This window comes from Leucobacter komagatae (assembly GCF_006716085.1).
GTDB classification, from domain to species: Bacteria; Actinomycetota; Actinomycetes; order Actinomycetales; family Microbacteriaceae; genus Leucobacter; species Leucobacter komagatae.
The window spans coordinates 200113-222692 of sequence record NZ_VFON01000002.1 but is presented as its reverse complement, the minus strand read 5'-3'; the positions used below and the strand labels follow the sequence as shown (position 1 = coordinate 222692).

Annotated in this window: 25 protein-coding genes; 22 read left to right on the top strand and 3 right to left on the bottom strand. The window is 67.4% G+C overall.

All coding sequences use genetic code 11. The features are described 5' to 3' along the window. The first annotated feature begins 34 nt into the window (after positions 1 to 34). The 6 genes from FB468_RS15910 (at position 35) to FB468_RS15885 (ending at position 7843) form a co-directional block, all read left to right on the top strand. Entirely contained in the window at positions 35 to 1462 is a 1428-nt protein-coding gene (locus FB468_RS15910) for an L-serine ammonia-lyase (protein WP_141888710.1), read from the top strand. A 52-nt stretch (positions 1463 to 1514) separates the two neighbouring features. Then, complete coding sequence (locus FB468_RS15905; RefSeq protein WP_141888708.1) at positions 1515 to 3011, top strand: M50 family metallopeptidase; 1497 nt, start codon at positions 1515 to 1517, stop codon at positions 3009 to 3011. A 51-nt stretch (positions 3012 to 3062) separates the two neighbouring features. Then, positions 3063 to 4196, top strand: coding sequence for a flavodoxin-dependent (E)-4-hydroxy-3-methylbut-2-enyl-diphosphate synthase (gene ispG / locus FB468_RS15900; protein ID WP_141888987.1), 1134 nt, complete (start codon positions 3063 to 3065; stop codon positions 4194 to 4196). 193 nt (positions 4197 to 4389) lie between these two features. After that, positions 4390 to 4923 (top strand): PadR family transcriptional regulator, encoded by a 534-nt coding sequence (locus tag FB468_RS15895; RefSeq protein ID WP_246056009.1) that lies wholly within the window; start codon positions 4390 to 4392, stop codon positions 4921 to 4923. Further along, on the top strand, positions 4920 to 5609 hold the full coding sequence (locus tag FB468_RS15890) for an ABC transporter ATP-binding protein (RefSeq protein ID WP_141888706.1): 690 nt from the start codon (positions 4920 to 4922) through the stop codon (positions 5607 to 5609). Before FB468_RS15895 ends, FB468_RS15890 begins: the two co-directional genes overlap by 4 nt. Then, on the top strand, positions 5606 to 7843 hold the full coding sequence (locus FB468_RS15885) for an FtsX-like permease family protein (protein ID WP_141888704.1): 2238 nt from the start codon (positions 5606 to 5608) through the stop codon (positions 7841 to 7843). Before FB468_RS15890 ends, FB468_RS15885 begins: the two co-directional genes overlap by 4 nt. Positions 7844 to 7873: 30 nt before the next feature. Here FB468_RS15885 and FB468_RS15880 read toward each other — a convergent pair whose 3' ends face one another. After that, positions 7874 to 9373, bottom strand: coding sequence for an RNB domain-containing ribonuclease (locus FB468_RS15880; protein ID WP_141888702.1), 1500 nt, complete (start codon positions 9371 to 9373; stop codon positions 7874 to 7876). 47 nt (positions 9374 to 9420) lie between these two features. On the opposite strand from FB468_RS15880, the gene FB468_RS15875 reads away from it, so the two are divergent. Further along, a complete protein-coding gene (locus FB468_RS15875; RefSeq protein ID WP_141888700.1) occupies positions 9421 to 10482 on the top strand; it encodes an LOG family protein in 1062 nt (353 codons plus the stop codon). A gap of 2 nt (positions 10483 to 10484) precedes the next feature. Further along, entirely contained in the window at positions 10485 to 10928 is a 444-nt protein-coding gene (locus tag FB468_RS15870; RefSeq protein ID WP_246056007.1) for a TraR/DksA family transcriptional regulator, read from the top strand. A 156-nt stretch (positions 10929 to 11084) separates the two neighbouring features. On the opposite strand, the gene FB468_RS15865 is transcribed toward FB468_RS15870, so the two are convergent. Further along, positions 11085 to 13484: an ATP-binding cassette domain-containing protein gene (locus tag FB468_RS15865; RefSeq protein WP_141888699.1), complete on the bottom strand. Its 2400-nt coding sequence runs from the start codon at positions 13482 to 13484 to the stop codon at positions 11085 to 11087. Positions 13485 to 13571: 87 nt separating this feature from the next. On the opposite strand from FB468_RS15865, the gene FB468_RS15860 reads away from it, so the two are divergent. The 3 genes from FB468_RS15860 to FB468_RS15850 are packed head-to-tail and all read left to right on the top strand — an operon-like array spanning position 13572 to position 15782. Beyond that, positions 13572 to 13973, top strand: a complete 402-nt coding sequence (locus FB468_RS15860) for a PadR family transcriptional regulator (protein WP_141888697.1) — start codon at positions 13572 to 13574, stop codon at positions 13971 to 13973. Next, a complete protein-coding gene (locus tag FB468_RS15855) occupies positions 13970 to 14866 on the top strand; it encodes an HAAS signaling domain-containing protein (protein ID WP_141888695.1) in 897 nt (298 codons plus the stop codon). The genes FB468_RS15860 and FB468_RS15855 overlap by 4 nt, the downstream gene beginning before the upstream one ends. A gap of 37 nt (positions 14867 to 14903) precedes the next feature. Beyond that, positions 14904 to 15782 (top strand): CPBP family intramembrane glutamic endopeptidase, encoded by an 879-nt coding sequence (locus FB468_RS15850; protein ID WP_141888693.1) that lies wholly within the window; start codon positions 14904 to 14906, stop codon positions 15780 to 15782. 30 nt (positions 15783 to 15812) lie between these two features. Here the strand turns inward: FB468_RS15850 and aroQ are convergent, their stop codons facing one another. Continuing rightward, positions 15813 to 16250 carry a type II 3-dehydroquinate dehydratase gene (gene aroQ / locus FB468_RS15845; RefSeq protein ID WP_141888692.1) on the bottom strand — a complete coding sequence of 146 codons (438 nt, stop codon included), beginning with the start codon at positions 16248 to 16250 and terminating at the stop codon, positions 15813 to 15815. Positions 16251 to 16369: 119 nt separating this feature from the next. On the opposite strand from aroQ, the gene trmB reads away from it, so the two are divergent. The 11 genes from trmB to rpmC all read left to right on the top strand — a co-directional run bounded on the left by trmB (position 16370) and on the right by rpmC (position 22579). After that, entirely contained in the window at positions 16370 to 17107 is a 738-nt protein-coding gene (gene trmB / locus FB468_RS15840; RefSeq protein WP_141888690.1) for a tRNA (guanosine(46)-N7)-methyltransferase TrmB, read from the top strand. A gap of 472 nt (positions 17108 to 17579) precedes the next feature. Beyond that, complete coding sequence (gene rpsJ / locus FB468_RS15835; protein ID WP_010156393.1) at positions 17580 to 17888, top strand: 30S ribosomal protein S10; 309 nt, start codon at positions 17580 to 17582, stop codon at positions 17886 to 17888. Between the two features lie 14 nt (positions 17889 to 17902). Then, positions 17903 to 18556 carry a 50S ribosomal protein L3 gene (rplC, locus tag FB468_RS15830; protein ID WP_141888688.1) on the top strand — a complete coding sequence of 218 codons (654 nt, stop codon included), beginning with the start codon at positions 17903 to 17905 and terminating at the stop codon, positions 18554 to 18556. Between the two features lie 3 nt (positions 18557 to 18559). Next, a complete protein-coding gene (gene rplD / locus FB468_RS15825; protein WP_141888686.1) occupies positions 18560 to 19213 on the top strand; it encodes a 50S ribosomal protein L4 in 654 nt (217 codons plus the stop codon). 2 nt (positions 19214 to 19215) lie between these two features. Beyond that, positions 19216 to 19509, top strand: coding sequence for a 50S ribosomal protein L23 (gene rplW, locus FB468_RS15820; RefSeq protein ID WP_183075415.1), 294 nt, complete (start codon positions 19216 to 19218; stop codon positions 19507 to 19509). A gap of 22 nt (positions 19510 to 19531) precedes the next feature. Next, on the top strand, positions 19532 to 20368 hold the full coding sequence (gene rplB, locus FB468_RS15815; RefSeq protein ID WP_141888684.1) for a 50S ribosomal protein L2: 837 nt from the start codon (positions 19532 to 19534) through the stop codon (positions 20366 to 20368). Between the two features lie 23 nt (positions 20369 to 20391). Then, positions 20392 to 20673: a 30S ribosomal protein S19 gene (gene rpsS / locus FB468_RS15810; RefSeq protein WP_025133706.1), complete on the top strand. Its 282-nt coding sequence runs from the start codon at positions 20392 to 20394 to the stop codon at positions 20671 to 20673. A 26-nt stretch (positions 20674 to 20699) separates the two neighbouring features. After that, positions 20700 to 21077, top strand: coding sequence for a 50S ribosomal protein L22 (rplV, locus tag FB468_RS15805; protein ID WP_119281523.1), 378 nt, complete (start codon positions 20700 to 20702; stop codon positions 21075 to 21077). A 3-nt stretch (positions 21078 to 21080) separates the two neighbouring features. Then, positions 21081 to 21839: a 30S ribosomal protein S3 gene (gene rpsC / locus FB468_RS15800; protein WP_121078630.1), complete on the top strand. Its 759-nt coding sequence runs from the start codon at positions 21081 to 21083 to the stop codon at positions 21837 to 21839. Positions 21840 to 21842: 3 nt separating this feature from the next. Then, a complete protein-coding gene (gene rplP, locus FB468_RS15795) occupies positions 21843 to 22262 on the top strand; it encodes a 50S ribosomal protein L16 (protein WP_119281522.1) in 420 nt (139 codons plus the stop codon). Beyond that, positions 22262 to 22579 carry a 50S ribosomal protein L29 gene (gene rpmC, locus FB468_RS17600; RefSeq protein WP_119281521.1) on the top strand — a complete coding sequence of 106 codons (318 nt, stop codon included), beginning with the start codon at positions 22262 to 22264 and terminating at the stop codon, positions 22577 to 22579. Before rplP ends, rpmC begins: the two co-directional genes overlap by 1 nt. The last annotated feature ends 1 nt before the right edge of the window (position 22580 follow it).

Genomic DNA, 22580 nt, shown 5'->3' with positions numbered 1-22580 from the left:
CCACCCACTCACACCCCGAAAGGCAGGCCGCAGCGTGGCGATCAGCGTATTCGATCTATTTACCGTCGGGATCGGGCCATCGAGCTCCCATACCGTCGGGCCGATGCGCGCCGGTCACGCGTTCGTGGCGGGCATCGCCGCGCGCGGCCAGCTTGACGGGGTGGCCGGGCTGCGGGTGGACCTCTTCGGTTCGCTCGCGGCCACCGGCCACGGGCACGGCACCTTCACCGCCGTGCTGCTCGGGCTCGAGGGGTTCGACCCCGAAACCGTGCTGCCGAGCGAGGTCGAGGCTGCGCTCTCCCGGATCGAAGAAACCGGCGAGCTGCGGGTCGGCGCCGAACTCGGCGATGCGGCCCTCGGGGCGGGGCCGGCGGTCGTGCCGTTCGGCGTCGCCGACATGGTGCTCCGCCCGCTGACGGTGCTCGAGACGCACACGAACGGCATGCGGTTCGCGGCGCTCGACGCCGCGGGCGAAGTGCTCGACGACCAGACCTACTACTCGGTCGGCGGCGGCTTCATCGTGCGCGACGGGGCCGAGGAGAAGATTCTCGACCGCCTCGCCGAGCAGCTCGCGGAGCAGCCATACCCGTTCACCACGGCCGCGGAGCTGCTCGTGCACAGCGAGTCGAACGGGCTGAGCATCGCTGAGGTGATGTTCCAGAACGAACTCGTGAGCCGCGACGAGGAGAGCATCTGCAGCGGCCTCGCCCACATCTGGGACGTGATGGAGGAGTGTAAGAACTCCGCCCTCACCCGCACCGGCGTGCTGCCCGGTGGGCTGAACGTGCGCCGGCGCGCGCCAGAGTGGCACCGCAAGCTGAGCGAACAGGATCCTGATCGCGACCCCGTGTTCTGGCAGGAGTGGATCAACCTTGTCGCCCTCGCCGTGAACGAGGAGAACGCGTCTGGCGGGCGCGTCGTTACCGCGCCGACGAACGGCGCGGCCGGCATCATCCCCGCGGTGCTCTTCTACGCGACGCACTACGCGCCGGGCGCCGCGACCTGGAGCGCGGAAGAGAAGCAGCGCGTCGTCGTCGACTTCCTGCTCGCCGCGGCCGCCGTCGGCGTGCTCTTCAAAGAACAGGCGTCGATCTCGGGCGCCGAGGTCGGCTGCCAGGGCGAGGTCGGTTCCGCATCGTCGATGGCGGCAGCGGGCCTCGCGCAGATCCTCGGAGGTACGCCGCAGCAGGTCGAGAACGCCGCCGAGATCGCGATGGAGCACAACCTCGGGCTCACGTGCGACCCGATCGGCGGGCTCGTGCAGATCCCGTGCATCGAGCGCAACGCGATCGCCGCATCGAAGGCGATCAACGCCGCGAAGATGGCGCTCATGGGCGACGGCGAGCACCACGTCACGCTCGACGAAGTCATCATCACGATGCGCGAGACGGGCAAGGACATGAGTGACAAGTACAAGGAGACCGCGCGCGGCGGGCTCGCCGTCAACGTCATCGAGTGCTGAGAGCTCGCCTTACTGAGGGGCGACGCACAGCCGCCGCGGGTACGCTAAACCGGTGACTACCGTTCTCCTCTACGCCCTCGGCATCCTCATCATCGTGCTGCTGCTTGGCATCTCGATCGCGCTGCACGAAATCGGGCACCTGCTCCCCGCCAAGCTCTTTGGCGTGAAGGTGACGCAGTACATGATCGGCTTCGGGCGTACCATCTGGTCGCGCAAGAAGGGCGAGACCGAGTACGGCGTGAAGATGTTGCCGCTCGGCGGCTACGTCGCGATGATCGGGATGTACCCGCCCTCAAAGCCGGGGGAGGCGCCGCGCGAGTCCACCACCGGGTTTCTGAACTCGGTCGTCGAGGACGCGCCCGTTAAGGTCGGGAAGAAGCACGGCGAGACGATCGTCGACGAGATCACGCGGGTCGGGGACGTCGGGCCGGCGGACGCCGCTAACGCCCCTGGGGATGCCGGCGCCGTCGGACACGACGACGCCGAGTACCGTCGCGGGCTCGCGGGCTGGGTCGATGAGGCGCGCGACGCGAGCGCGGAGACGATCCCGGAGGGGGAGGATCACCGGTCGTTCTACAGGCTCCCAGTCTGGAAGAAGATCATCGTGATGGCGGGCGGGCCGCTCATGAACCTGCTGCTCGCGTTCCTGTTCTTCGGTATCGTCATCTCGGGGTTTGGTGTCGCGCAATCGAGCACCACGCTCTCTCACGTGAGCGAGTGCCTCGTGCCCGCGGGCAGCACGCAGACGAGCTGCAGCACCGACGACCCGGCGGCGCCGGCTGCGGCCGCGGGTCTCAGGCCGGGCGACACGCTCGTTGCCGTCAACGGGCAGCCAATCGAGGGGTGGGAAGCGTTCCGCGCGACCGTTGCGTCGTCGCCCGGCGTCACGCTGCAGGTCGAGATTGAGCGCGACGGGAAGACTGAGACGCTCGCGCTCACACCCGAGGCGAACGAGCGCATCCTCGTCGACGCGAGCGGCAAGGCCCTGCTGAATGAAGATGGCACGCCGAAGACCGAGAGCGTCGGCATGATCGGTGCTTCGCCAGGTTCCGAAGTCGTGCAGCGGCCGATCACCGAGGTGCCGGCCTTCGTTGGCGAGAACGTCAAGAACGTTGCCGGCGTCATCTTGAACCTCCCGTCGCGCCTGGTCGACGTGTGGCAGGCGGCGTTTGGTAGCGAGGAGCGAGACCCGAACGGGCCGATGGGCGTCGTCGGCGTCGGAAGGCTCGCGGGTGAGGTCGTGAGCATGGACGAGGTGCCGTTCTCGGCTCGCGCCCAGTTCATCTTTAGCCTCGCGGGCTCTCTCAACGTGGCGCTGTTCGTGTTCAACCTTGTGCCGCTCATGCCGCTCGACGGCGGGCACATTGCCGGCGCGATCTACGAGGCGATCAAGCGTGGGTGGGCGCGGCTGCGCGGCAAGCCCGACCCGGGCCCCGTTGACACCGCGAAGATGGTGCCCATTACGTTTGTCGTCGTGATCGCCCTCGGCGCGATGAGCCTGCTGCTCATGTACGCGGATATTGTGAAGCCTGTCGCACTATTCGGCTAACGCTCGGCTGACCCCGGTAGACTCGGTTCCGTGGCAGCAGTGAATTTGGGAATGCCGAAGGTGCCGGAAGTTCTGGCTCCGAGGCGCAAGACCCGTCAAATCAAGGTCGGTTCGATCGGCGTGGGCAGCAACTCGCAGATTTCTGTGCAGTCGATGACCACGACTCCGACGACCGACATCAATGGAACGCTCCAGCAGATCGCCGAGCTCACGGCCGCTGGTTGCGACATCGTGCGCGTCGCGGTGCCGAGCCAGGACGACGCGGATGTGTTGCACATCATCGCGAAGAAGAGCCAGATTCCGGTGATCGCCGACATCCACTTCCAGCCGCGTTACATCTACGCGGCGATCGACGCGGGGTGCGCCGCGGTGCGCGTGAACCCGGGCAACATTCGCCAGTTCGACGGCAACGTCGGGCAGATTGCGAAGGCCGCGAAGGATGCGGGCGTCTCGCTCAGGATCGGCGTGAACGCCGGCTCCCTCGACCGTCGCCTGCTGCAGAAGTACGGCAAGCCCACCGCCGAGGCGCTCGTCGAGAGCGCGGTTTGGGAGGCGTCGCTTTTCGAGGAGCACGACTTCCACGACTTCAAGATTTCGGTGAAGCACAACGACCCCATCGTGATGACGAAGGCGTACCGGCAGCTCGCCGCCGCCGGTGACTGGCCGCTGCACCTCGGCGTGACCGAGGCTGGCCCCGCGTTCCAGGGCACCATCAAGAGTGCCACGGCGTTCGGCATTCTGCTCTCTGAGGGCATCGGTGACACGATTCGTGTGTCGCTGTCGGCGCCCCCCGTCGAAGAGGTCAAGGTCGGCCTGCAGATCTTGCAGTCGCTGAACCTTCGCGAGCGCAAGCTCGAGATCGTGTCGTGCCCCTCGTGCGGCCGCGCGCAGGTCGACGTCTACACGCTCGCCGAAGAGGTCACCAAGGGCCTTGAGGGTATGACGGTGCCGCTGCGCGTCGCGGTCATGGGCTGCGTCGTGAACGGCCCCGGCGAGGCACGCGAGGCCGACCTTGGCGTCGCCTCGGGTAATGGCAAGGGTCAGATCTTCGTGAAGGGCGAGGTCATCAAGACCGTGCCCGAGTCAGAGATTGTCGTCACCCTCATCGAGGAGGCGAACCGCATCGCTGACGAGATGGGGCACGAGCGCGAGTCGGGCGCCCCCGAGGTGCTCGCCGTCAAGTAGCGGCCGGCACCCGCCGCCGGCCCGGCCCCAGCGGCCCAGGTCGGCACCCGCCGCCAGAACGGCCCCAACCCCTGCGATCTGCCGATCGTATGCAGGGCTGGGGCCGTTCTTGCATTTGATCTGCAGATCTCCAGAAGAGTGATCGAACGCACGCGGCTTGCGCCACTATACACTGCGAGTATACGCTCGGTGTATGGCAACGATGGACTCTTCCCACACTCTCCTCGGGCTGCTCGGAACCGGCTCAGGGTACGGGTACGACCTGAAGCACGACTACGACAGGCACTTCGGCGCCGAGAAGCCGCTCGCCTTCGGCCAGGTCTACGCGACGCTCGCCCGCCTCATGAAGCACGGCTTCATCGCGCTGCTCGGCGACGAGGCCGGCGGCGGCCCCGACCGGAAGCGCTACGAGATCACCCCGGCCGGCCGCGCCGAACTTGAGCAGTGGCTGTTCTCCGCCGATACCCCCTCGCCGGCGCTGCAGAGCAACCTCTTTGCGAAGACGATCATCGCGCTACTGCTCGACGATGATGCGGCGCGGTTGCTCGACCTGCAGCGCGCCGAGCACCTCGCACGGATGCGCGAGCTCACGCGGCGAAAGCTCGGGGCCGACCTGGCCACCGTGCTCGTCCTCGACCACGCGCTGTTCCACATCGAGGCAGACCTCCGCTGGATCGAACTCACGTCTGCGAGGCTCGGCGAACTGCGAGCGGAGGTCGCACGATGAACCCGGTGCTCAGCGTCCGCGGCATTGAGCGGTCATTCGGCATGGACGTCGCCCTGCGCGGCGTCGACCTCGACGTTGCGCAGGGCGAGATCCTCGCGATCATGGGGCCCTCGGGCTCCGGCAAGTCGACCCTGCTCCACATCCTCGCCGGGGTGCTGACGCCAGACAGCGGCACCGCGTCGTACCGCGACCCCTCGACCAGCGAGACCGCTGAGCTCAGCGCACTTGGCGAGGCCGCCCGCGCGAAGCTGAGGCTCTCCGAGTTCGGCTTCGTCTTCCAGTTCGGTCAGCTGCTGCCCGACCTCAGCGCGGTAGACAACGTGTCGCTCCCGCTGCTGCTTGCCGGCCAGGCGAGGAAGGTAGCGCTGCGACAGGCCCGGCGGTGGCTCGAACGGCTCGGGCTTGCCGATCACGCCGAGAAGCTCCCGTCAGAGCTCTCGGGTGGGCAGGCGCAGCGCGTTGCCATTGCTCGCGCCCTCGTGACCGCCCCCAAGGTGATCTTCGCAGACGAGCCGACCGGCGCGCTCGACTCACTGTCGGCCGAGCAGGTCATGCTCACCCTCACCGAGCTCTCGCGGGCTTCGGGCACCACCGTCGTACTCGTCACCCACGACGCCCGCACCGCCGCGTACGCAGACCGCGAGATCGTCGTGCGCGACGGCAAGCTGTCGGGGCTCAGCCGATGAGGGCGCTCACGCTCGGCTGGGTGCTTGCCTCGCGCGAGCGTGGTGGCCTGAAACGCCTGGGTGGCATCGCCGCGGGTGTTGCCGTCGGCGTCGCGCTCCTGCTGCTGGTTCTCGCCGCCTATCAGGCGCTCGGCGACCGGAGCGCCCGGTCGACCTGGCCTCTCGACAGCGCGTTCAAGACCGGACAGGTCGCAGAGCTCGAGTTCGGGGACGACACCGTCTGGGTCGCACCGAGCGGGATGCTCGGCGGCGCTGGCGACTACTTCAACGGGGAAGCCATCACGCGAGTCTCGATCGCTGCGACACCCGACTCCACGGTCGCGGTGCCGGGCATTGACCGCGCCCCGAGGCCGGGGGAGTACTACGCCTCCCCGGCGCTCGCGGCCCTCATCGACGCCGCCCCGGCGGACCAGCTGGGTGACCGTTTCGGCACCCGCATCGGTACTGTCGGGCCCGAGGCCCTCCTCGGCCCAGAGACGAAGCTCGCGATTGTCGGGGAAGACGCCGCGACGGTCGAGCCGCTGCTCGGCGCGAGCCTGCACACCGAGCTCTCAGGCATACGGTTCCCGAGCCCCGCGTACGCCATGATCGCGATCGTCGGTGGTATCGCCGTGCTGTTCCCAGTCGCCGTGCTCATCTCCATCGTGACGAAGCTCGGGCAGGCCGCCCGAGCCGAGCGCTTCTCAACGATCCGGCTCATCGGAGCCTCGCCACGCCTCGTGGCCGTGCTTGCCGGGCTTGAAGCAATGATCCCAGCCCTGCTTGGAGCCATCGCTGGCATCGGCCTCTTCTTCGCGGTTCGCCCGCTCGCGGCGCTCGTCGAGATCGAGGGGTCGCGCTTCTTCCTCTCGGACCTCAGCGTTCCGGTGTGGGCGATGGTGCTCGCCGCCCTCGGCACCGCGCTGCTCGCCGGCGTCGTCGCCTTCCTCACTGCCCTCCGTGCGGGGCTCGGCCCGCTCGGCGGCAGCCGCGAGCAGCGGGAGCGTCGGCCGAGGTGGTGGTCGCTTGTGCCGCTCGCGCTTGGCGCCGCTGTGATCGCCGCGCCGGCGGTCGCCGCGTCGGGGCTCGATATCGGGGTACCGGATATCGCGATCCTTGTCGGCTTCGTCCTCATTACGGTCGGCATCGTGCTCGCCGGGCCGTGGCTCGCAGCGGTCGTGAGCGGGGCGGGCGCCGCCCGCGCCCGTAGCGCCGCGGGCGTGCTCGCGATGCGCAGGATCGCCAGGCACCCGCGCGCGACGTTCCGCTCGGTGAGCGGCCTCGTACTCGCGCTGTTCGTGGTGACCGTTTTCGCGGTCGGGACGACGACCGAGACTGCCGAGGAGGTCGCTGACGTGCCGCCCACGGAGCTCGTGCCAGTCGACGCGCTCACGGCGAGTGTGGGCATCGAGGTCGACGCGGGTCGGCAGACGGCAGGCCTCACGCGCGTGGCCGAGACGCAGGGAGTCGACAGGGTCATCAGCGTCGGCTGGTACGACGCCGAGGCCGCGGGGTCTAACGTCCCCGAGGGGGCCGACGAGGCGCTGTTCAGCGGTGGCTTTGTGATGGAAGCAGACGACGCCCGGGCGATCGGCCTCGACCCGGGCACCGCAGAGTGGCTCTGGCTCGAACAGCCCTACTTCAGCAACTTCGAGCTTGGGCGAGACATTGACACGATCGGTGTGCCGGCTGCCGCCGCCGAGACCGCAACGCCCACGCTCGTGATGGTGCTCACCGACGGACAGCCAGGGTCGCTCGAGCGCGCGCGCACCGCGATGACGACGAACGACCTCAGCCTGTCGACGCTGCCCGCGACGCGGGCGGAGAGCACGGACGCGGGCGCGACTCGGTTCGCTCGCCAGTACGTGAGCCTGGCGTGGATCGGGATCCTGATCGCCACGCTCATCTCCGTGATCTCGCTCTCCGTCTCGACGATAGCGGGCATGATCGACCGCCGCCGTCAGCTCGGCCTGCTCCGCCTGAGCGGGATGCCCGCGGCGACGCTCAGACGCATGATCGTCATTGAGACCGCGCTGCCGCTCGCGACCGTGTTCCTCATCACGATCGGGCTGGGCTTCCTCACCGCGTGGGCGGTCGTGGTCGCGCTGAGCGGTGGGGACCGGCAGGTGACGCTGCCCGACGCGAGCTACCTCGGGCTCGTCGGGGTCTGCTTGGGGCTCGCCGCCGTGGCGATCCTCGTCGTGTTCCGCTCTGTGCGGAGCGAACTGCCACTCGCCGCGACCCGGTTCGAGTAGCCCGCGGGCCGCTCCGCCTGCCGGGGCGGCTCAGACGGCGGAGAGCTCGATCGCGCCGGTCGCGACGTCTGCCCGGATTACCCGGACGCGGGCGTGGCGACCGGCGACGAGCGCGCCGCCCGGGTTTGGCATCCGGGCGGTCACGGCAGGGTCGACGATCTGCACGCGCGCGGTCTCGCCGCGGGCCTCGAGCACGACGGCGTCAAACTCCTCGCCCGCGCGGTCGCGGAGCAGCGCCGCCTCGATGCGGTCGAGCGCTTCAGAGCCGAGCCTCCCGGCGAGGGACGCTGAGGATCGCATGAGCCCCGGCACGTCGCCGAGACTCTCGCGGGCCCACGCGGGCACCTCTCGGCTGGCGCACAGGGCCTCGCAGATGGCGAGACCCCACCTGTCGACGAGACGCCGCAGCGGCGCGGTCACGTGGGCGTAGGGGGCGGCGATGGCAGCCTGCTCGGGGTGAGCGGGCGGCACGAGCACCTCGCCGTCGCGCTCGACGCCGAACGCGGCGTAATCGGCGCCGCGGAAGAGGCTCGACGCGGCGTGCAGTACGGCGGCGCCCGCCGGGGTGTCGGCCGGCACGGTGCGGAGGTACTCGCCGTACGGGATGTTTTCGGGCCAGGGGAGCCCGAGCGCCGCGACGCGCTCCCGAAACTCGGCGAGCGCGGCCACGTCGGGCGGCGACATCGTGCGGAGAATCCCGATCCCGCCGTCGAGCATGATGCGGCCCGCGGCCATCCCGGTGAGCAGGGAGAGCTGCGCGTTCCACTCTTCGACGCGGAGCGGGAAGCGGCGCTCGATCCGGTACCCGCGGTCGTCGCGGATCACCTCTTCCTCTGCCATGTTGAGGCTCGCCCCGCCGCGCTCCCGTTCGCACGCGATGCGCAGCTCGCCGAGCTCTGGGAGGAGCGCGAGCGGGCCCGTGAGTGCGCTCGCGCCCGTTGAGGCCGCATCGACTGCGGCCTGAGCCGAGACGTAGTCGAGTTTCGCGCGGGATCGGATGCGGGCGCGCTCGACGCGGGGTTCGGTCACGGCGGCGCCGTCGAGGGTCGAGCGCCCGTGGGCGTCGAGCTCGATGGTCCAGACGTAGGCGCTGCGATCGACGTCTGGGAGGAGGGAGGCGCGCCCTTCGCTGAGCTCGCGGGGATGCAGCGGCACCGAGCCGTCGGGAAGATAGAGCGTCTGGCCGCGGCGCCGGGCCTCGGCATCGAGCGCGCCGCCCGCGCTGACAAAACCTGGCACGTCTGCGATCGCGTACCTGAGGGTGAACCCGCGGCCTGCGGACTCTGGGTCACCGGTCCGTTCGATGTGAAAGGCCTGGTCGAGGTCGCGCGATTCCGCGGGGTCGAGCGTCACGAACTCGATGTGCCTGAGGTCGAGCTCGGGCTCCGGGGGAACCCTGGTTTGTGCCTCTGCGAGGGCCGGGGGCGGGAAAGCGTCGGTGATCCCGCTCGCTTCCCGAAGCGCGGTGAGTGCCGCGGCGAGCTGGCCGCCTGGCGCGTGGGGTGCGATGTGCGTCCGCCTGCTGGGCATGCTCGTAGCCTAGCGCTTTGACCCCCGCGAACTCCTAGACTGGGGGCATGACAGCCCCAGAGAACACGCACACGGACGAGGCACTCGATGAGCTGCTCAGGTCGGCGGGGGTGACCGGCCAGCGCGCGCTCGTGCGCCGCATCATCAAGACTGGCCTGGGCCTCGCGGCAGACGGCGCTTCGCGCCTCGACCTGAAGATCTCATCGGCGGCGCTCGAAGAGATGCGCCACGCGTTCGCCCTGTTTGCCCCGTACGCGGGCGTTCGCAAGGCGACGATCTTCGGCTCCGCCCGCACGAAGCCGGGGGACCTGCTCTACGCGGCAGCGCAGGAGAGCGCGCGTGAGCTGTCCGAAGACAACTGGATGGTGGTCACCGGCGCCGGCCCGGGCATCATGGAGGCCGCGGCCATCGGGGCCGGGGCGGAGCACTCGCTTGGGGTCTCCATCAGGCTGCCGTTCGAGGAAGAGCCGAACGCGTTCGTCGCGAACGACGAACGCCACGTGGCGATGAAGTACTTCTTCACGCGCAAGCTCATGCTGGTGAAAGAGTCCAGCGCGTTCATCTGCCTGCCCGGCGGGTTCGGCACGATGGATGAGACGTTCGAGCTGCTGACGCTGCAGCAGACGGGCAAGATGGTGCCCGTGCCGATCGTGCTGCTTGACCGGCCCGGCGGCACCTACTGGGAGAGTTTCAAAGGCTTCGTGGTGGACGAGCTCGAGCGCGGCGGCTACGTCACGCCGGGAGACCTCGACCGGGTACTCATCACTGATTCCGCGGCGGCGGCGGTCGAGCATGTCCACGAGTTCTGGAGCAACTACGTCGACCTGCGCTGGTTCCCCTCGCACACGCCCGGTGAGCGCGATGCGCTGCTGCTGTATGTGAAGACCGCGCCGACCGCGGAACGGCTCGCGGAGCTCAACGAACGCTTCGGGTACATGCTCGCCGCGGGCGAGATCGCCCTGACTGAGCCGTACCCGGAGGAGGGGGCTGAGCGCGCGGGCCTTGCGCGGGTTCGCCTCGTGCCTCGGCCGCATGCGATTGGTGAGCTGTACCGGCTGATCCGGGCGTTGAACGAGAAGGCTCCGGTCGACCCGTCTGCGGAGGCGTAGTCGTGGGCGCGGCTGCTGGTGCTGCTGGTGCTGACGGCGCTGCTGGTGCTGTTGGTGCTGTTGGTGCTGGCGGCGCTGGTGCTGCTGACCCGCGGCTGCTAGCGCTGCTTGAGGCGGCCCGGCTCGAGGTCGCGGGGCGCGCCAGCGAGCTTGAGCGCACGCTCGCCGAGCTCGTGCGCAGTCGCGAATCCTCGAACGATGACGACGAGCACGACCCCGAGGGCGTGACGCTCTCGTCTGAGTGGTCAAGGCTCAGCGGCCTCGCGGACGCCGCGCGTGGTGAACTCTCGGAGGTCGATGCCGCGCTCGAGCGCTGGGCGGCCGGCAGCTACGGGGTATGCGAAAGCTGTGGCGATCCCATTCCCGTGGAGCGGCTCGAGGTGCGCCCGTTCGCGACGCGCTGCGTGCCGTGCGCGAGTCGACGCCACCACCTCCCACCCAAATAATCCGGTGCACCCCTAATTCCGGGGGAAAATGACGCGCATTGGAGAAATTGAGGGACATGGGGCGCGGGGAGTCACCGCGGGGCGCCGAGCCCCGAGCCCCGAGCCCTGAGCCCCGAGCCCCGGAGCCGGGCCCGGGGAGCCCGGCGCGCCCCGTGCCTACCGCACGTACTCCGCGAGGTGCTCGCCGGTGAGGGTCGACTTCGCAGCCACCAGGGCTGCGGGCGTCCCCTCGAAGACCACGGTGCCACCGTCTTGGCCCGCCCCGGGCCCGATGTCGATGATCCAGTCGGCGTGGGCCATGACAGCCTGGTGATGTTCGATGACGACGACGCTCTTGCCCGAGTCGACGAGCCTGTCGAGCACGCCGAGCAGCTGCTCGACGTCGGCGAGGTGCAGGCCCGTCGTTGGCTCGTCGAGCACGTACACGCCCGCGTCTTCCGCCATCGCGATCGCGAGCTTCACGCGCTGGCGCTCACCGCCGGAGAGCGTGGTGAGGGGCTGGCCGAGCGTGAGGTAGCCGACCCCGACGTCGACGAGGCGTGCGAGGATCTTCGCGGCCTTCGGCACCTTCGCACTCGCGCCCGCAGGGGAGTCCCCGGACAGGAACGAGTGGGCGTCGGTGATTGACATCTCGAGCAGCTCGGCGATGTTCTTGCCGCCTTCGTCCTCGCTCCCACCGAGACGGTACTGCAGTACCTCAGCCTGGTAGCGCCGACCCTCGCACTCGTCGCACGGGGTCGCAACGCCAGCCATGACGACGAGGTCGGTGTAGATGACGCCGGCGCCCTTGCAGACCGGGCACGCGCCCTCGGAGTTCGCCGAGAACAGCGCCGGTTTCACGCCGTTCGCCTTCGCAAACGCGGTGCGGATCGGGTCGAGCACCCCCGTGTACGTGGCGGGGTTCGACCTGCGGGATCCCTTGATGGGGGACTGATCGACCGCGATGACGCCCTCCCTGCCCGATACGTAGCCGTGGATAAGCGAAGACTTGCCAGAGCCGGCAACGCCCGTGATCGCGCACAGCACGCCGAGCGGCACGTCGACATCGACGTCGCGGAGGTTGTTGCGGTTTGCCCCGCGCACTTCGATCGCGCCGGTCGCCTCGCGCACCGAATCCTTCAGGGAGGCGCGGTCGCCGAAGTGCCTGCCGGTGACGGTGTCAGAGGCCGCGAGCTCGTCGACCGTGCCCTCGAAGCAAATCTCGCCACCCGCTGCGCCAGCCGCGGGGCCGAGGTCGACGACGTGGTCGGCGATCTTGATCATCTCGGGCTTGTGCTCGACGACCAGCACAGTGTTGCCCTTGTCGCGCAGCCTGAGGAGCAGGCCGTTCATGCGCTGGATGTCGTGGGGGTGGAGCCCGATCGATGGCTCGTCGAAGATGTACGTCACGTCGGTGAGGCTCGACCCCAGGTGGCGGATCATCTTCGTGCGCTGCGACTCACCGCCCGAGAGCGTGCCGGCGGGCCGGTCGAGCGAGAGGTACCCGAGTCCGATCTCGACGAACGAGTCGAGGGTGTCGCGGAGGTTCGCGAGGAGCGGCGCCACAGACGCGTCGTCGACGCCCCGCACCCACTCTGCGAGGTCCGAGATCTGCATCATGCACGCGTCGGCAATCGAGATGCCCTTGATCTTCGATGAGCGCGCGAGCTCGGTGAGCCGGGTGCCCTCACACTCGGGGCAGGTGTCAAAGGTGATCGCCCGGTCGACGAACGCGCGGATGTGCGGCTGCATCGCCTCGCGGTCTTTCGAGAGCATCGATTTCTGAATTTTCGGGATGAGCCCCTCGTAGGTCACGTTGATGCCGTCGACCTTGATCTTCGTCGGCTCTTTGTAGAGGAGGGCGTTGAGCTGCTTCTCGGTGAAATCCTTGATCGGGGTGTCAGCGTCGAAGAAGTCGTTTCCGCCGAAGATGCGCCCGTACCAGCCATCCATCGAGTAGCCGGGGATGGTGAGGGCGCCCTCGTTGAGTGTCTTCGACGCGTCGTAGAGCGCGGTGAGGTCGAAGTCGCTCACTTTCCCGCGGCCCTCGCAGCGCGGGCACATGCCGCCAATGATGTTGAACGAGCGGCGCTCCTTCGTGGTGCGGCCGCCCTTCTCGACGGTGACCGCGCCGGCACCCGAGATCGAGGCCACGTTGAAGGAGAATGCCTTCGCGGGGCCGATGTGCGGTGTGCCGAGGCGGCTGAAAAGGATGCGCAGCATCGCGTTCGCGTCGGTCGCGGTGCCGACGGTGGAGCGCGGGTCGGCGCCCATGCGCTGCTGATCGACGAGGATCGCGGTGGTCACCCCGTCAAGTAGGTCGACGTCGGGGCGGGCAAGGGTGGGCATGAAGCCCTGCACGAACGTGGAGTACGTCTCATTGATGAGTCGCTGGGACTCAGCCGCGATCGTCGCGAAGACGAGCGAGCTCTTGCCCGAGCCGGAGACTCCGGTGAATGCCGTGAGCCGCCGCTTCGGGAGCTCGACGCTCACGTCCTTGAGGTTGTTTTCGCGGGCGCCATAGACGCGAATACGGTCGTGGGAATCAGCTGGATGGGTGGCTGCCTCAGTGCTCATACGCACAGCGTAGTCCTCCGCAATTGTGAGCACAGAAAAACTTGTTCATGCATTGCAATACTTGTTACGCAAGGTATAGTCGGTGTCATGGAATCACAGGCCGAGCGAATAGCCACAAACCTCCGCAAGGGGGTGCTCGAGTACTGCGTGCTCGCGCTGCTTTCGGGCCGCGACATGTACGGCCTCGAGCTCGCGGGCGCCCTCATGGATCGCGGCCTGAGCGCGAGCGAGGGCAGTCTCTATCCGCTGCTCGCGCGGATGCGCGAGGCGGGCGCGGTCGAGACCAGGTGGGAGCAACCCGAAGACACGGGCGGCACCCGCCCCCGGCGGTACTACGCGATCACCGCGCGGGGCCGTGAGCTGCTCGCGGTCTTTGCCACCGTGTGGGGCGGGATCGCGGGCGAGGTGGAATCGCTCATCGCCGCCGCCCAGCCGCCCGGGCAGGTGGCGGATCATCAGCCCGGTACAGACACCAAGGAGACCTCATGAATGCACAGACACACTCGAAGCAGGTCGAGACATACCTCCGGTCGCTCGGCGAAGCGCTCGGCGATGCGCCCGCGGCAATGCGGAGCGCCGCGCTTGACGACGTCCGGGCGCACGTCGCTGAGGCGCAGGACAGCGGGCGTTCGGTCGAAGAGGCGCTCGCGGGCCTCGGCGGCCCCGAAGTCTTCGCCTCGCAGTATCTCGCCGAGCTCGACCCGGCGACCACGGGGGCAGACACGAACTGGCAGCGGGCGGCCCGCGCAGCGTGGCTGTTGCAGGCCGCGGGCCTTGCGGTCGCGATCCTCACCGCGGCGTTCTCCGGGTTCCTCATGCGCGGCGGCGGCCAGGCCGCGCTCCTCTCGCTGATCCCGATCGCGATCGTCGCACTCGGGCTCGTGCTCCCGCCGCGGTACCGGCCCGCCTACGCCTGGGCGAGCGCCGCGACCGTGACGGCGTTCGCCGTTATCGTCACAGTGCTTCCCGCGGCGCTCATCTCCGTCGCCGAGTACCTGCCGCTTTTGCTCATCCTGTGGCTCGCCGCGGTCACGCCGTGGCGCCTCTCGCGTGGGATCGGGCCGCGCGAGGCGCGGACCTGGCGCTGGGTGGGCGCGGCGGTCGTCGCGCTCCCGGTCGTGTGGATGGGGATCGCGGGCTTCAACGGTACCTTCGGACTCGACTGGGCCGCGTGGGCAGTGCTCGCCGTGCTGCTCGCGGTCGCCGTGTGGTTCGGGCTCGGGAGCAGGATCGCGGCGGCGGCCGTCGCCCTCGCCGGCGCGATCCTGATGGCCGCCCCGTTCCTTGACGGCGGCTTCCTGATGCTGCTGTGGTGGTGGATCGGCGGGCTGCTCCTCGCGGCGGGGCTGCCGTCGGTCGTCGCGGGTCGCGGGCGGGGGTAGCCGCTAGGCGGCCGCGGGCAGCGGTTACGCTGGTGGCATGAGCGTGACGACACGGGGTCTGGGCGTCGGCCTTGCTGCCGCGATCTGTGTGGTGCTCGCGGCGCCAGCGTTCTTCGTCGCCGAGCTGCCCTGGCTGGGGGCCGGGCTGCTCGCGGCCGGGCTCCTGGTTGCGGTGGTGGCGGATAGGCGCGCCGGGATCCTGATCGCTCCCCGATCTTCGCCGGTGGCGGAGGCTCCCGCCGCGCCCTCGTTGACGCGCGACCTCTCGCTCATCGCGCTGGGGCTGCTCATCGTGCGCACGATTCCGCTCGCGGCCGAGCTCGACAACCTCGCGATGCTGCGGTTCACGCTCGCGCTCGGGGGCGCGGTGCTCGTGCCGTACCTTGTATCGCGGTTCGGCTACCGCGACAGGGCGACGAGCTTCCCGTGGCGTGGAGCCTCGCCCCGGCGACGCTGGGGTCGGCTGCACTGGAGTTGGCTCGCGGGCGTGCTCGTGCTCGGTTGGCTGATCTTGCCCTACTACTTCATCTCGTCGGGCGTCTACGCGAACTGGCCACGGGTGGACAGCCCTGACCTCATCGCACGATTGTTTGTCGGGGTTGGCGCCGTCGGCATCTGGGACGAGCTGTTCTTCATCTGCACGGTGTTCGCCGTGCTGCTGCGGCACTTCCCTGTGTGGCTCGCGAACGCGCTCCAGGCGGTGGTGTTTGTCTCGTTCCTGTGGGAGCTCGGGTACCGGGCCTGGGGGCCGCTCCTCACGATCCCGTTCGCGCTCGTTCAGGGGTTCATCTTCCTGCGCACGCGCTCACTCAGCTACGTGGTGACGGTGCACCTCTTGTTCGACGCCGTGGTGTTCGCTGTGCTCGTGCACGCGCACAACCCGTCGCTGTTCAACGTGTTCCCGACCGCGCCCTAGGCGCGGCTGGCGGACGAAGCCTGCGTGAGGTTAACGCGCGAGCAGGCCGGCGATGCGCCGCACCGCGAACTCGTAGCCCTGAATGCCGGCGCCGGTAATCACAAACTCTGCGAGGGGGGAGAGGAACGAGTGGTGGCGGAACTCCTCGCGTGCGAACACGTTTGAGATGTGGATCTCGGCGAACGGGAGCGGCACGCCCGCGAGCGCGTCGCGCAGCACGACAGAGGTGTGGGTCAGCCCCGCCGGGTTGATGATGATCGCAGAGCAGTCGTGTCGCGCCTCGTGGATCGCGTCGAGGAGCTCGCCCTCGTGGTTCGACTGCACCGCGCGCACGTCGATCCCGTACTCTTTCGCGACGCGGATGACGAGCCGCTCGACGTCCTTCAAGGTGTCGCTGCCGTAGATCTCGGGCTCGCGCGTGCCGAGCAGGTTAAGGTTCGGTCCGTTGACCAGCAGAATCCGCTTCATCTCAGCACGCTCCTTGTGGCTCCAATGATGTCGTTCCATCGTAGTCCCGGAGCGCGCGCTGCGGCGGATACTCTCGTGCCGCAATTGCACTCCCAGGGGCGCCCGGCTACCGTTGACGGGTGACTGACCAGCCCCGCAGAGCATTTGACCCCTCAACCTTTCGCGATAAGCCCGTGTCGTTTGTGCGACGCAGCGGCCGGATGACGCCGTCCCAGGAGCGTGCGTGGGAGGAATCGCGCGCCGACTTCCTGCTCGAGATCGCCCACGGGCCGGCGGCGACGAGCGTTGCCGAGGGCGAGAAGGGCGACCCCGCTGAGATCTTCGGCCGTGAGGCCGAGCTCATTGTCGAGGTCGGTTCGGGCCAGGGGCACCAGATTCTGTCAGCGGCGGCCGCCCGACCCGAGACCAACTTCCTCGCGATCGAGGTGTTCCGTGCTGGCCTCGCCAGGACCGTGATTCGCGCCGCCGACGCAGGGCTCACGAACCTGCGCCTAGCCGAGGTCAACGCGCCGGAGTTGCTCGAGCACTACCTGCCCGAAGGGTCGGTCTCGGAGATTTGGGTGTTCTTCCCGGACCCGTGGAAGAAGGCCAAGCACCACAAGCGCCGGCTCATCAGTGCGGACTTCGCGCGCATCGCTCACCGGGCGCTGAAGCCCGGCGGCGTGCTGCGGCTCGGCACCGACTGGCAGAACTACGCCGACCACATGCGCGTGGTCATGGACGAGGCCCCCGGGTTTGAGCGGGCGTTCGAGGGCGATTGGGCCGACCGTTATGAAGGCCGCGTGCTCACCGCGTTTGAGAACAAGGGCATTGAAAAGGGTCGCGACATCCGGGACCTGACCTACCGCAGGGTCTAGCCCAGGGGCTCTGGGGTACTGCGTGCTGGGTGCGCCGCGCAGTGCCTCTTGGATCGGCGCAGGTAATGCCTAAACACGCGAGTTTGGGCATGCCTTCTGCTGAACCCAGATGCTGTGGAGGGGGAATTTTCGGGCGCCGCGACACGCGACACGCCCGGGTTGCACGGCGTGAATCCCTGTGTCAGAATAGACAGGTTCAGTACTCCGTGCATGCGGATCACTGCCAGGCTGTGCATTACCTCTCGACTTGATCGGGGCGGTGAGGCCGCGGGCAGCGAACACAGCCTGCACGCCGAGGGGCGGCCAGACGCGAGTCCGGTCGTTTTGGTGCGTGCAGAAATTGATAGGTGAACAGAGACCCAGCACTAAGGCACTTCAGGGTGCCCGTACTGCCACGGGCGCTGGTACGCAAGACGTCCAATGCTGTCGGCCACAAGCCGAAAGTACGACGCAAGTAGAAAGTAGAGATGTCATGGCGGGACAGAAGATCCGCATTCGACTCAAGTCGTATGACCACGAGGTCATTGATAGCTCAGCGCGCAAGATCGTAGATACGGTCACCCGCGCGGGCGCAACCGTGATCGGCCCCGTGCCGCTCCCCACGGAAAAGAACGTGATCGCTGTGATCCGTTCGCCGCACAAGTACAAGGACAGCCGCGAGCACTTTGAGAAGCGCACGCACAAGCGCCTGATCGACATCGTCGATCCCACCCCGAAGGCCGTCGATTCGCTCATGCGTCTCGATCTCCCGGCCGATGTCAACATCGAGATCAAGCTCTAAGGGGGGATCCAGACATGACTGCAGTACGTAATGTGAAGGGTCTCCTGGGCACCAAGCTCGGCATGACTCAGGTATGGGACGAGGACGGCAAGGTCGTTCCCGTCACCGTCATCGAGGTGGCGCCTAACGTTGTCACCCAGATCCGTACCCCCGAGGTCGACGGCTACAGCGCCGTTCAGATCGCCGCGGGTCAGATCGACCCCCGCAAGGTGAACCAGCCCTCGGCTGGTCACTTCGAGAAGGCCGGTGTTACGCCGCGTCGCCACATCACCGAGATCCGCACCGCCGACGCTGCTGAGTACAGCCTCGGCCAGGAGCTCACCATCGAAGGCGCTTTCGAAGCCGGTCAGAAGATCGACGTCGTTGGCACCTCGAAGGGTAAGGGCTTCGCGGGCGCTATGAAGCGTCACAACTTCAAGGGCGTTTCGGCATCGCACGGTGCACACCGCAACCACCGTAAGCCTGGCTCTGTCGGTGGCGCAGCAACTCCCGGTCGCGTTTTCCGCGGCAAGAAGATGCCGGGCCGTATGGGCACCGATCGCGTGACCGTGCAGAACCTCACCGTTCAGGCGATCGACGCCGAGAAGGGCCTCATCCTGGTTAAGGGTGCAGTTCCCGGTGCGCGTGGTCGTCTCGTTTTCGTCCGCAACGCAGTGAAGGGGGCGTAGTTCATGGCTACCGCTACCAAGCTCGAGGTTTTCGACGCGAAGGGCAAGAAGGCTGGGTCGGTTGACCTTCCCGAGGCTATCTTCGGTGCCGAGACCAACGTTCCGCTGATCCACCAGGTGGTCACGGCACAGCTGGCTGCTGCCCGTCAGGGTACGCACAAGACCAAGACCCGTGGCGAGCGCTCGGGTTCCGGCGTCAAGCCGTTCAAGCAGAAGGGCACTGGCCGTGCACGCCAGGGCTCGGTCCGCATGCCGCAGCACCGCGGCGGTGGCATCGTCCACGGGCCCGTGCCCCGCGATTACTCGCAGCGCACCCCCAAGAAGATGATCGCTGCTGCACTCGTTGGCCTGCTCTCGGACCGCGCACGCGCGAACCGTCTGCACGTTGTCGAGGGCTTCGGCATCGCTGACAAGCCGAGCACGAAGACCGCACGCGAGTTCCTCGCTCAGGTCGCACCGGGCAACCGCGTGCTCGTGGTCGTAGACCGCGAAGACGTGCTCACCGTGCTCAGCGTTCAGAACCTTCCGAACGTTCACGTGCTGTTCCACGATCAGCTCAACGCCTACGACGTTGTCGTCAGTGACGATCTCGTCTTCACCAAGGCAGCTTTCGACGCTTTCGTCGACGGTCGTGCCGCTAAGGAGGACTCGAAGTGAGCATGAACAAGGCTGCGCACGACGTCATCATCCGCCCGATCGTCTCGGAGAAGAGCTACGGCCTCATCGACGCAAACGGACAGTACACCTTTGAGGTTGCTCCCACCGCGTCGAAGACCGAGATCAAGCTCGCCATCGAGTCGGTATTCGGTGTGAAGGTCGCAAAGATCAACACCCTGAACCGCAAGGGCAAGACCCGCCGCACGAAGTTTGGCCTCGGCAAGCGCAAGGACACCAAGCGCGCCATCGTCACGCTGAAGTCGGGCTCCATCGACATCTTCACGGCTGCGCTGTAGAAGGGGCGAAAAGGAACACAACATGGCAATTCGCAAGTACAAGCCGACGACCCCTGGTCGTCGCGGGTCGAGCGTTGCTGATTTCGCTGAGATCACGCGCTCCACGCCCGAGAAGTCGCTGCTGCGTCCACTCCCGAAGACGGGTGGCCGCAACAACCAGGGCCGCATCACGACTCGTCACATCGGTGGTGGCCACAAGCGCCAGTACCGCGTCATCGACTTCCGTCGCAATGACAAGGACGGCGTCAACGCCCGCGTAGCGCACATCGAGTACGACCCCAACCGCACCGCGCGCATCGCGCTGCTGCACTTTGAGGACGGCACGAAGCGTTACATCATCGCTCCGAACAAGCTCAAGCAGGGCGACATCGTCGAGTCGGGTGCCGGCTCGGATATCAAGCCCGGCAACAACTTGCCGCTGAAGAACATCCCCACGGGTACTGTTATTCACGCGATTGAGCTGAAGCCCGGTGGGGGAGCGAAGCTCGCTCGTTCCGCTGGTTCCTCGGTTCGCCTCGTGGCGAAGGATGGCCCCTACGCTCAGCTGCGTCTCCCCTCGGGCGAGATTCGCAACGTCGACGCGCGCTGCCGCGCGACCGTCGGCGAGGTTGGCAACGCCGAGCAGTCGAACATCAACTGGGGTAAGGCCGGCCGTATGCGCTGGAAGGGCGTCCGCCCGACCGTGCGTGGTGTCGTCATGAACCCGGTGGATCACCCCCACGGTGGTGGCGAAGGCCGCACCTCGGGTGGCCGTCACCCGGTTAGCCCCTGGGGCCAGAAGGAAGGCCGTACGCGCCGTCCTAACAAGGAAAGCGACAAGCTCATTGTGCGCCGCCGTAACGCTGGCAAGAAGCGCTAGTCGGCAGGTAGGAGATATAGAAGATGCCTCGTAGTCTCAAGAAGGGCCCCTTCGTCGACAACCACCTGCTGAACAAGGTGGTCGTACAGAACGAAGCTGGCACCAAGAACGTGATCAAGACCTGGTCGCGCCGCTCGATGATCATCCCCGCAATGCTGGGACACACCATCGCTGTGCACGACGGTCGGAAGCACATCCCCGTATTCGTCACCGAAACCATGGTTGGGCACAAGCTGGGCGAGTTCGCCCCGACTCGTACCTTCCGTGGCCACGTGAAGGACGACAAGAAGGGCCGTCGCCGCTAACGCGGTGACGTGAAGGAGGAAGAGAAATGGTGGAATCGATCGCACGCGTGCGTCATATCCGCATCACCCCCCAGAAGGCCCGTCGTGTCGTTGACCTGGTTCGTGGCAAGAACGCGCAGGAGGCACTCGCCATCCTGAAGTTCGCGCCCCAGGCTGCCGCAGAGCCCGTGTTCAAGCTCGTCGCTTCGGCGATCGCTAACGCACGTGTGAAGGCTGACGCTGAGAACCTGCGCCTCAACGAGGACGAGCTCGTCATCGCGCGCGCATTCGTGGATGAGGGCGCAACGCTCAAGCGTTTCCGCCCCCGTGCACAGGGTCGCGCGTTCCGTATCAACAAGCGCACCAGCCACATCACGGTCGTTCTTCAGACCGCTGATGAGCTGGCAGCTCAGAAGGGAGCCTAAGGAATGGGCCAGAAGATTCATCCCTACGGCTTCCGCCTCGGGATTACCACCGACCACGTGTCGCGCTGGTTCTCGGACTCGACGAAGAAGGGCCAGCGTTATGCTGACTATCTCGCCGAGGACATCAAGATCCGCCAGCACCTGCAGGTCCAGCTGGACCGCGCAGGCGTCTCGCGAGTCGAGATCGAGCGCACCCGCGACCGTGTCCGCGTAGACATCCACACTGCTCGCCCCGGCATCGTTATCGGTCGCCGCGGTGCTGAGGCAGAGCGGATTCGCGCTGACCTCGAGAAGCTCACCGGCAAGCAGATCCAGCTGAACATCCTCGAGGTCAAGAACCCCGAGGCTGACGCTCAGCTCGTCGCTCAGGGCATCGCCGAGCAGCTCGCTGCTCGCGTGGCGTTCCGCCGCGCAATGCGCAAGGGCCTCCAGGGCGCGCAGCGCGCTGGCGCCAAGGGCGTCCGTATCCAGGTCTCCGGCCGTCTTGGCGGCGCTGAGATGAGCCGTTCGGAGTTCTACCGTGAGGGTCGCGTGCCGCTGCACACGCTCCGCGCGAACATCGACTACGGCTTCTACGAGGCGAAGACCACCTTCGGCCGCATCGGCGTGAAGGTCTGGATCTACAAGGGCGACCTGACGAACAAGGAGCTCGCTCGTGAGCAGGCGGCTCAGAAGCCGTCTCGTGAGCGTGGCGATCGCCGCCGTGCGCCCCGTGGCGCTCAGGCTGAGGCTGCACCCGCTGCAGCAGGAGCGGAGAAGTAACCAATGCTGATTCCCCGTCGAGTCAAGTACCGCAAGCAGCATCACCCGAGCCGCAGCGGTCAGTCCAAGGGTGGCAACACTGTCACCTTCGGTGAGTTCGGTATCCAGGCGCTCAGCCCCGCTTACGTGACGAACCGTCAGATCGAGTCCGCTCGTATCGCGATGACCCGTCACATCAAGCGTGGTGGCAAGGTGTGGATCAACATCTACCCTGACCGTCCGCTGACCAAGAAGCCCGCTGAAACCCGCATGGGTTCCGGTAAGGGCTCACCCGAGTGGTGGGTTGCCAATGTCAAGCCGGGCCGCGTCCTCTTCGAGGTCGCCGGTGTCGATGAGGAGCTCGCTCGTGAGGCACTCACCCGTGCCATCCACAAGCTGCCCCTCAAGGCCCGCATTATCAAGCGCGAGGAGGGCGACGCGTAATGGCGATCGGAACCAAGGAACTGGCTGTCACCGAGCTTGACAGCTTCGAAAACGAGCGTCTCGCGGAAGAGCTGAAGAAGGCTAAGGCCGAGCTCTTCAACCTGCGTTTCCAGTCGGCCACCGGCCAGCTTGAGAACCACGGGCGCGTACGTCAGGTGAAGCGCGACATCGCTCGCATCTACACCGTGCTCCGCGAGCGCGAGCTCGGCATTCGGGTCACCCCGGCCGCTGAGCCCGCGAAGAAGGCTTCTGCCAAGAAGTCGTCCACCAAGAAGACCGAGCAGGCGCCCGCCGCCGCTGAGACGAAGGAGGCCTAAG

Coding starts and splice junctions, on each gene's coding strand:
- FB468_RS15850 (WP_141888693.1), top strand. CDS start 14,904: ATGAGCGTGACGACACGGGGTCTGGGCGTCGGCCTTGCTGCCGCGATC.
- FB468_RS15890 (WP_141888706.1), top strand. CDS start 4,920: ATGAACCCGGTGCTCAGCGTCCGCGGCATTGAGCGGTCATTCGGCATG.
- FB468_RS15875 (WP_141888700.1), top strand. CDS start 9,421: ATGACAGCCCCAGAGAACACGCACACGGACGAGGCACTCGATGAGCTG.
- rplP (WP_119281522.1), top strand. CDS start 21,843: ATGCTGATTCCCCGTCGAGTCAAGTACCGCAAGCAGCATCACCCGAGC.
- rplB (WP_141888684.1), top strand. CDS start 19,532: ATGGCAATTCGCAAGTACAAGCCGACGACCCCTGGTCGTCGCGGGTCG.
- aroQ (WP_141888692.1), bottom strand. CDS start 16,250: ATGAAGCGGATTCTGCTGGTCAACGGACCGAACCTTAACCTGCTCGGC.
- FB468_RS15895 (WP_246056009.1), top strand. CDS start 4,390: ATGGCAACGATGGACTCTTCCCACACTCTCCTCGGGCTGCTCGGAACC.
- FB468_RS15855 (WP_141888695.1), top strand. CDS start 13,970: ATGAATGCACAGACACACTCGAAGCAGGTCGAGACATACCTCCGGTCG.
- rpsS (WP_025133706.1), top strand. CDS start 20,392: ATGCCTCGTAGTCTCAAGAAGGGCCCCTTCGTCGACAACCACCTGCTG.
- rplW (WP_183075415.1), top strand. CDS start 19,216: ATGAACAAGGCTGCGCACGACGTCATCATCCGCCCGATCGTCTCGGAG.
- rpsJ (WP_010156393.1), top strand. CDS start 17,580: ATGGCGGGACAGAAGATCCGCATTCGACTCAAGTCGTATGACCACGAG.
- rpmC (WP_119281521.1), top strand. CDS start 22,262: ATGGCGATCGGAACCAAGGAACTGGCTGTCACCGAGCTTGACAGCTTC.
- rplV (WP_119281523.1), top strand. CDS start 20,700: ATGGTGGAATCGATCGCACGCGTGCGTCATATCCGCATCACCCCCCAG.
- FB468_RS15885 (WP_141888704.1), top strand. CDS start 5,606: ATGAGGGCGCTCACGCTCGGCTGGGTGCTTGCCTCGCGCGAGCGTGGT.
- FB468_RS15865 (WP_141888699.1), bottom strand. CDS start 13,484: ATGAGCACTGAGGCAGCCACCCATCCAGCTGATTCCCACGACCGTATT.
- FB468_RS15860 (WP_141888697.1), top strand. CDS start 13,572: ATGGAATCACAGGCCGAGCGAATAGCCACAAACCTCCGCAAGGGGGTG.
- rpsC (WP_121078630.1), top strand. CDS start 21,081: ATGGGCCAGAAGATTCATCCCTACGGCTTCCGCCTCGGGATTACCACC.
- rplC (WP_141888688.1), top strand. CDS start 17,903: ATGACTGCAGTACGTAATGTGAAGGGTCTCCTGGGCACCAAGCTCGGC.
- FB468_RS15880 (WP_141888702.1), bottom strand. CDS start 9,373: ATGCCCAGCAGGCGGACGCACATCGCACCCCACGCGCCAGGCGGCCAG.
- ispG (WP_141888987.1), top strand. CDS start 3,063: ATGCCGAAGGTGCCGGAAGTTCTGGCTCCGAGGCGCAAGACCCGTCAA.
- rplD (WP_141888686.1), top strand. CDS start 18,560: ATGGCTACCGCTACCAAGCTCGAGGTTTTCGACGCGAAGGGCAAGAAG.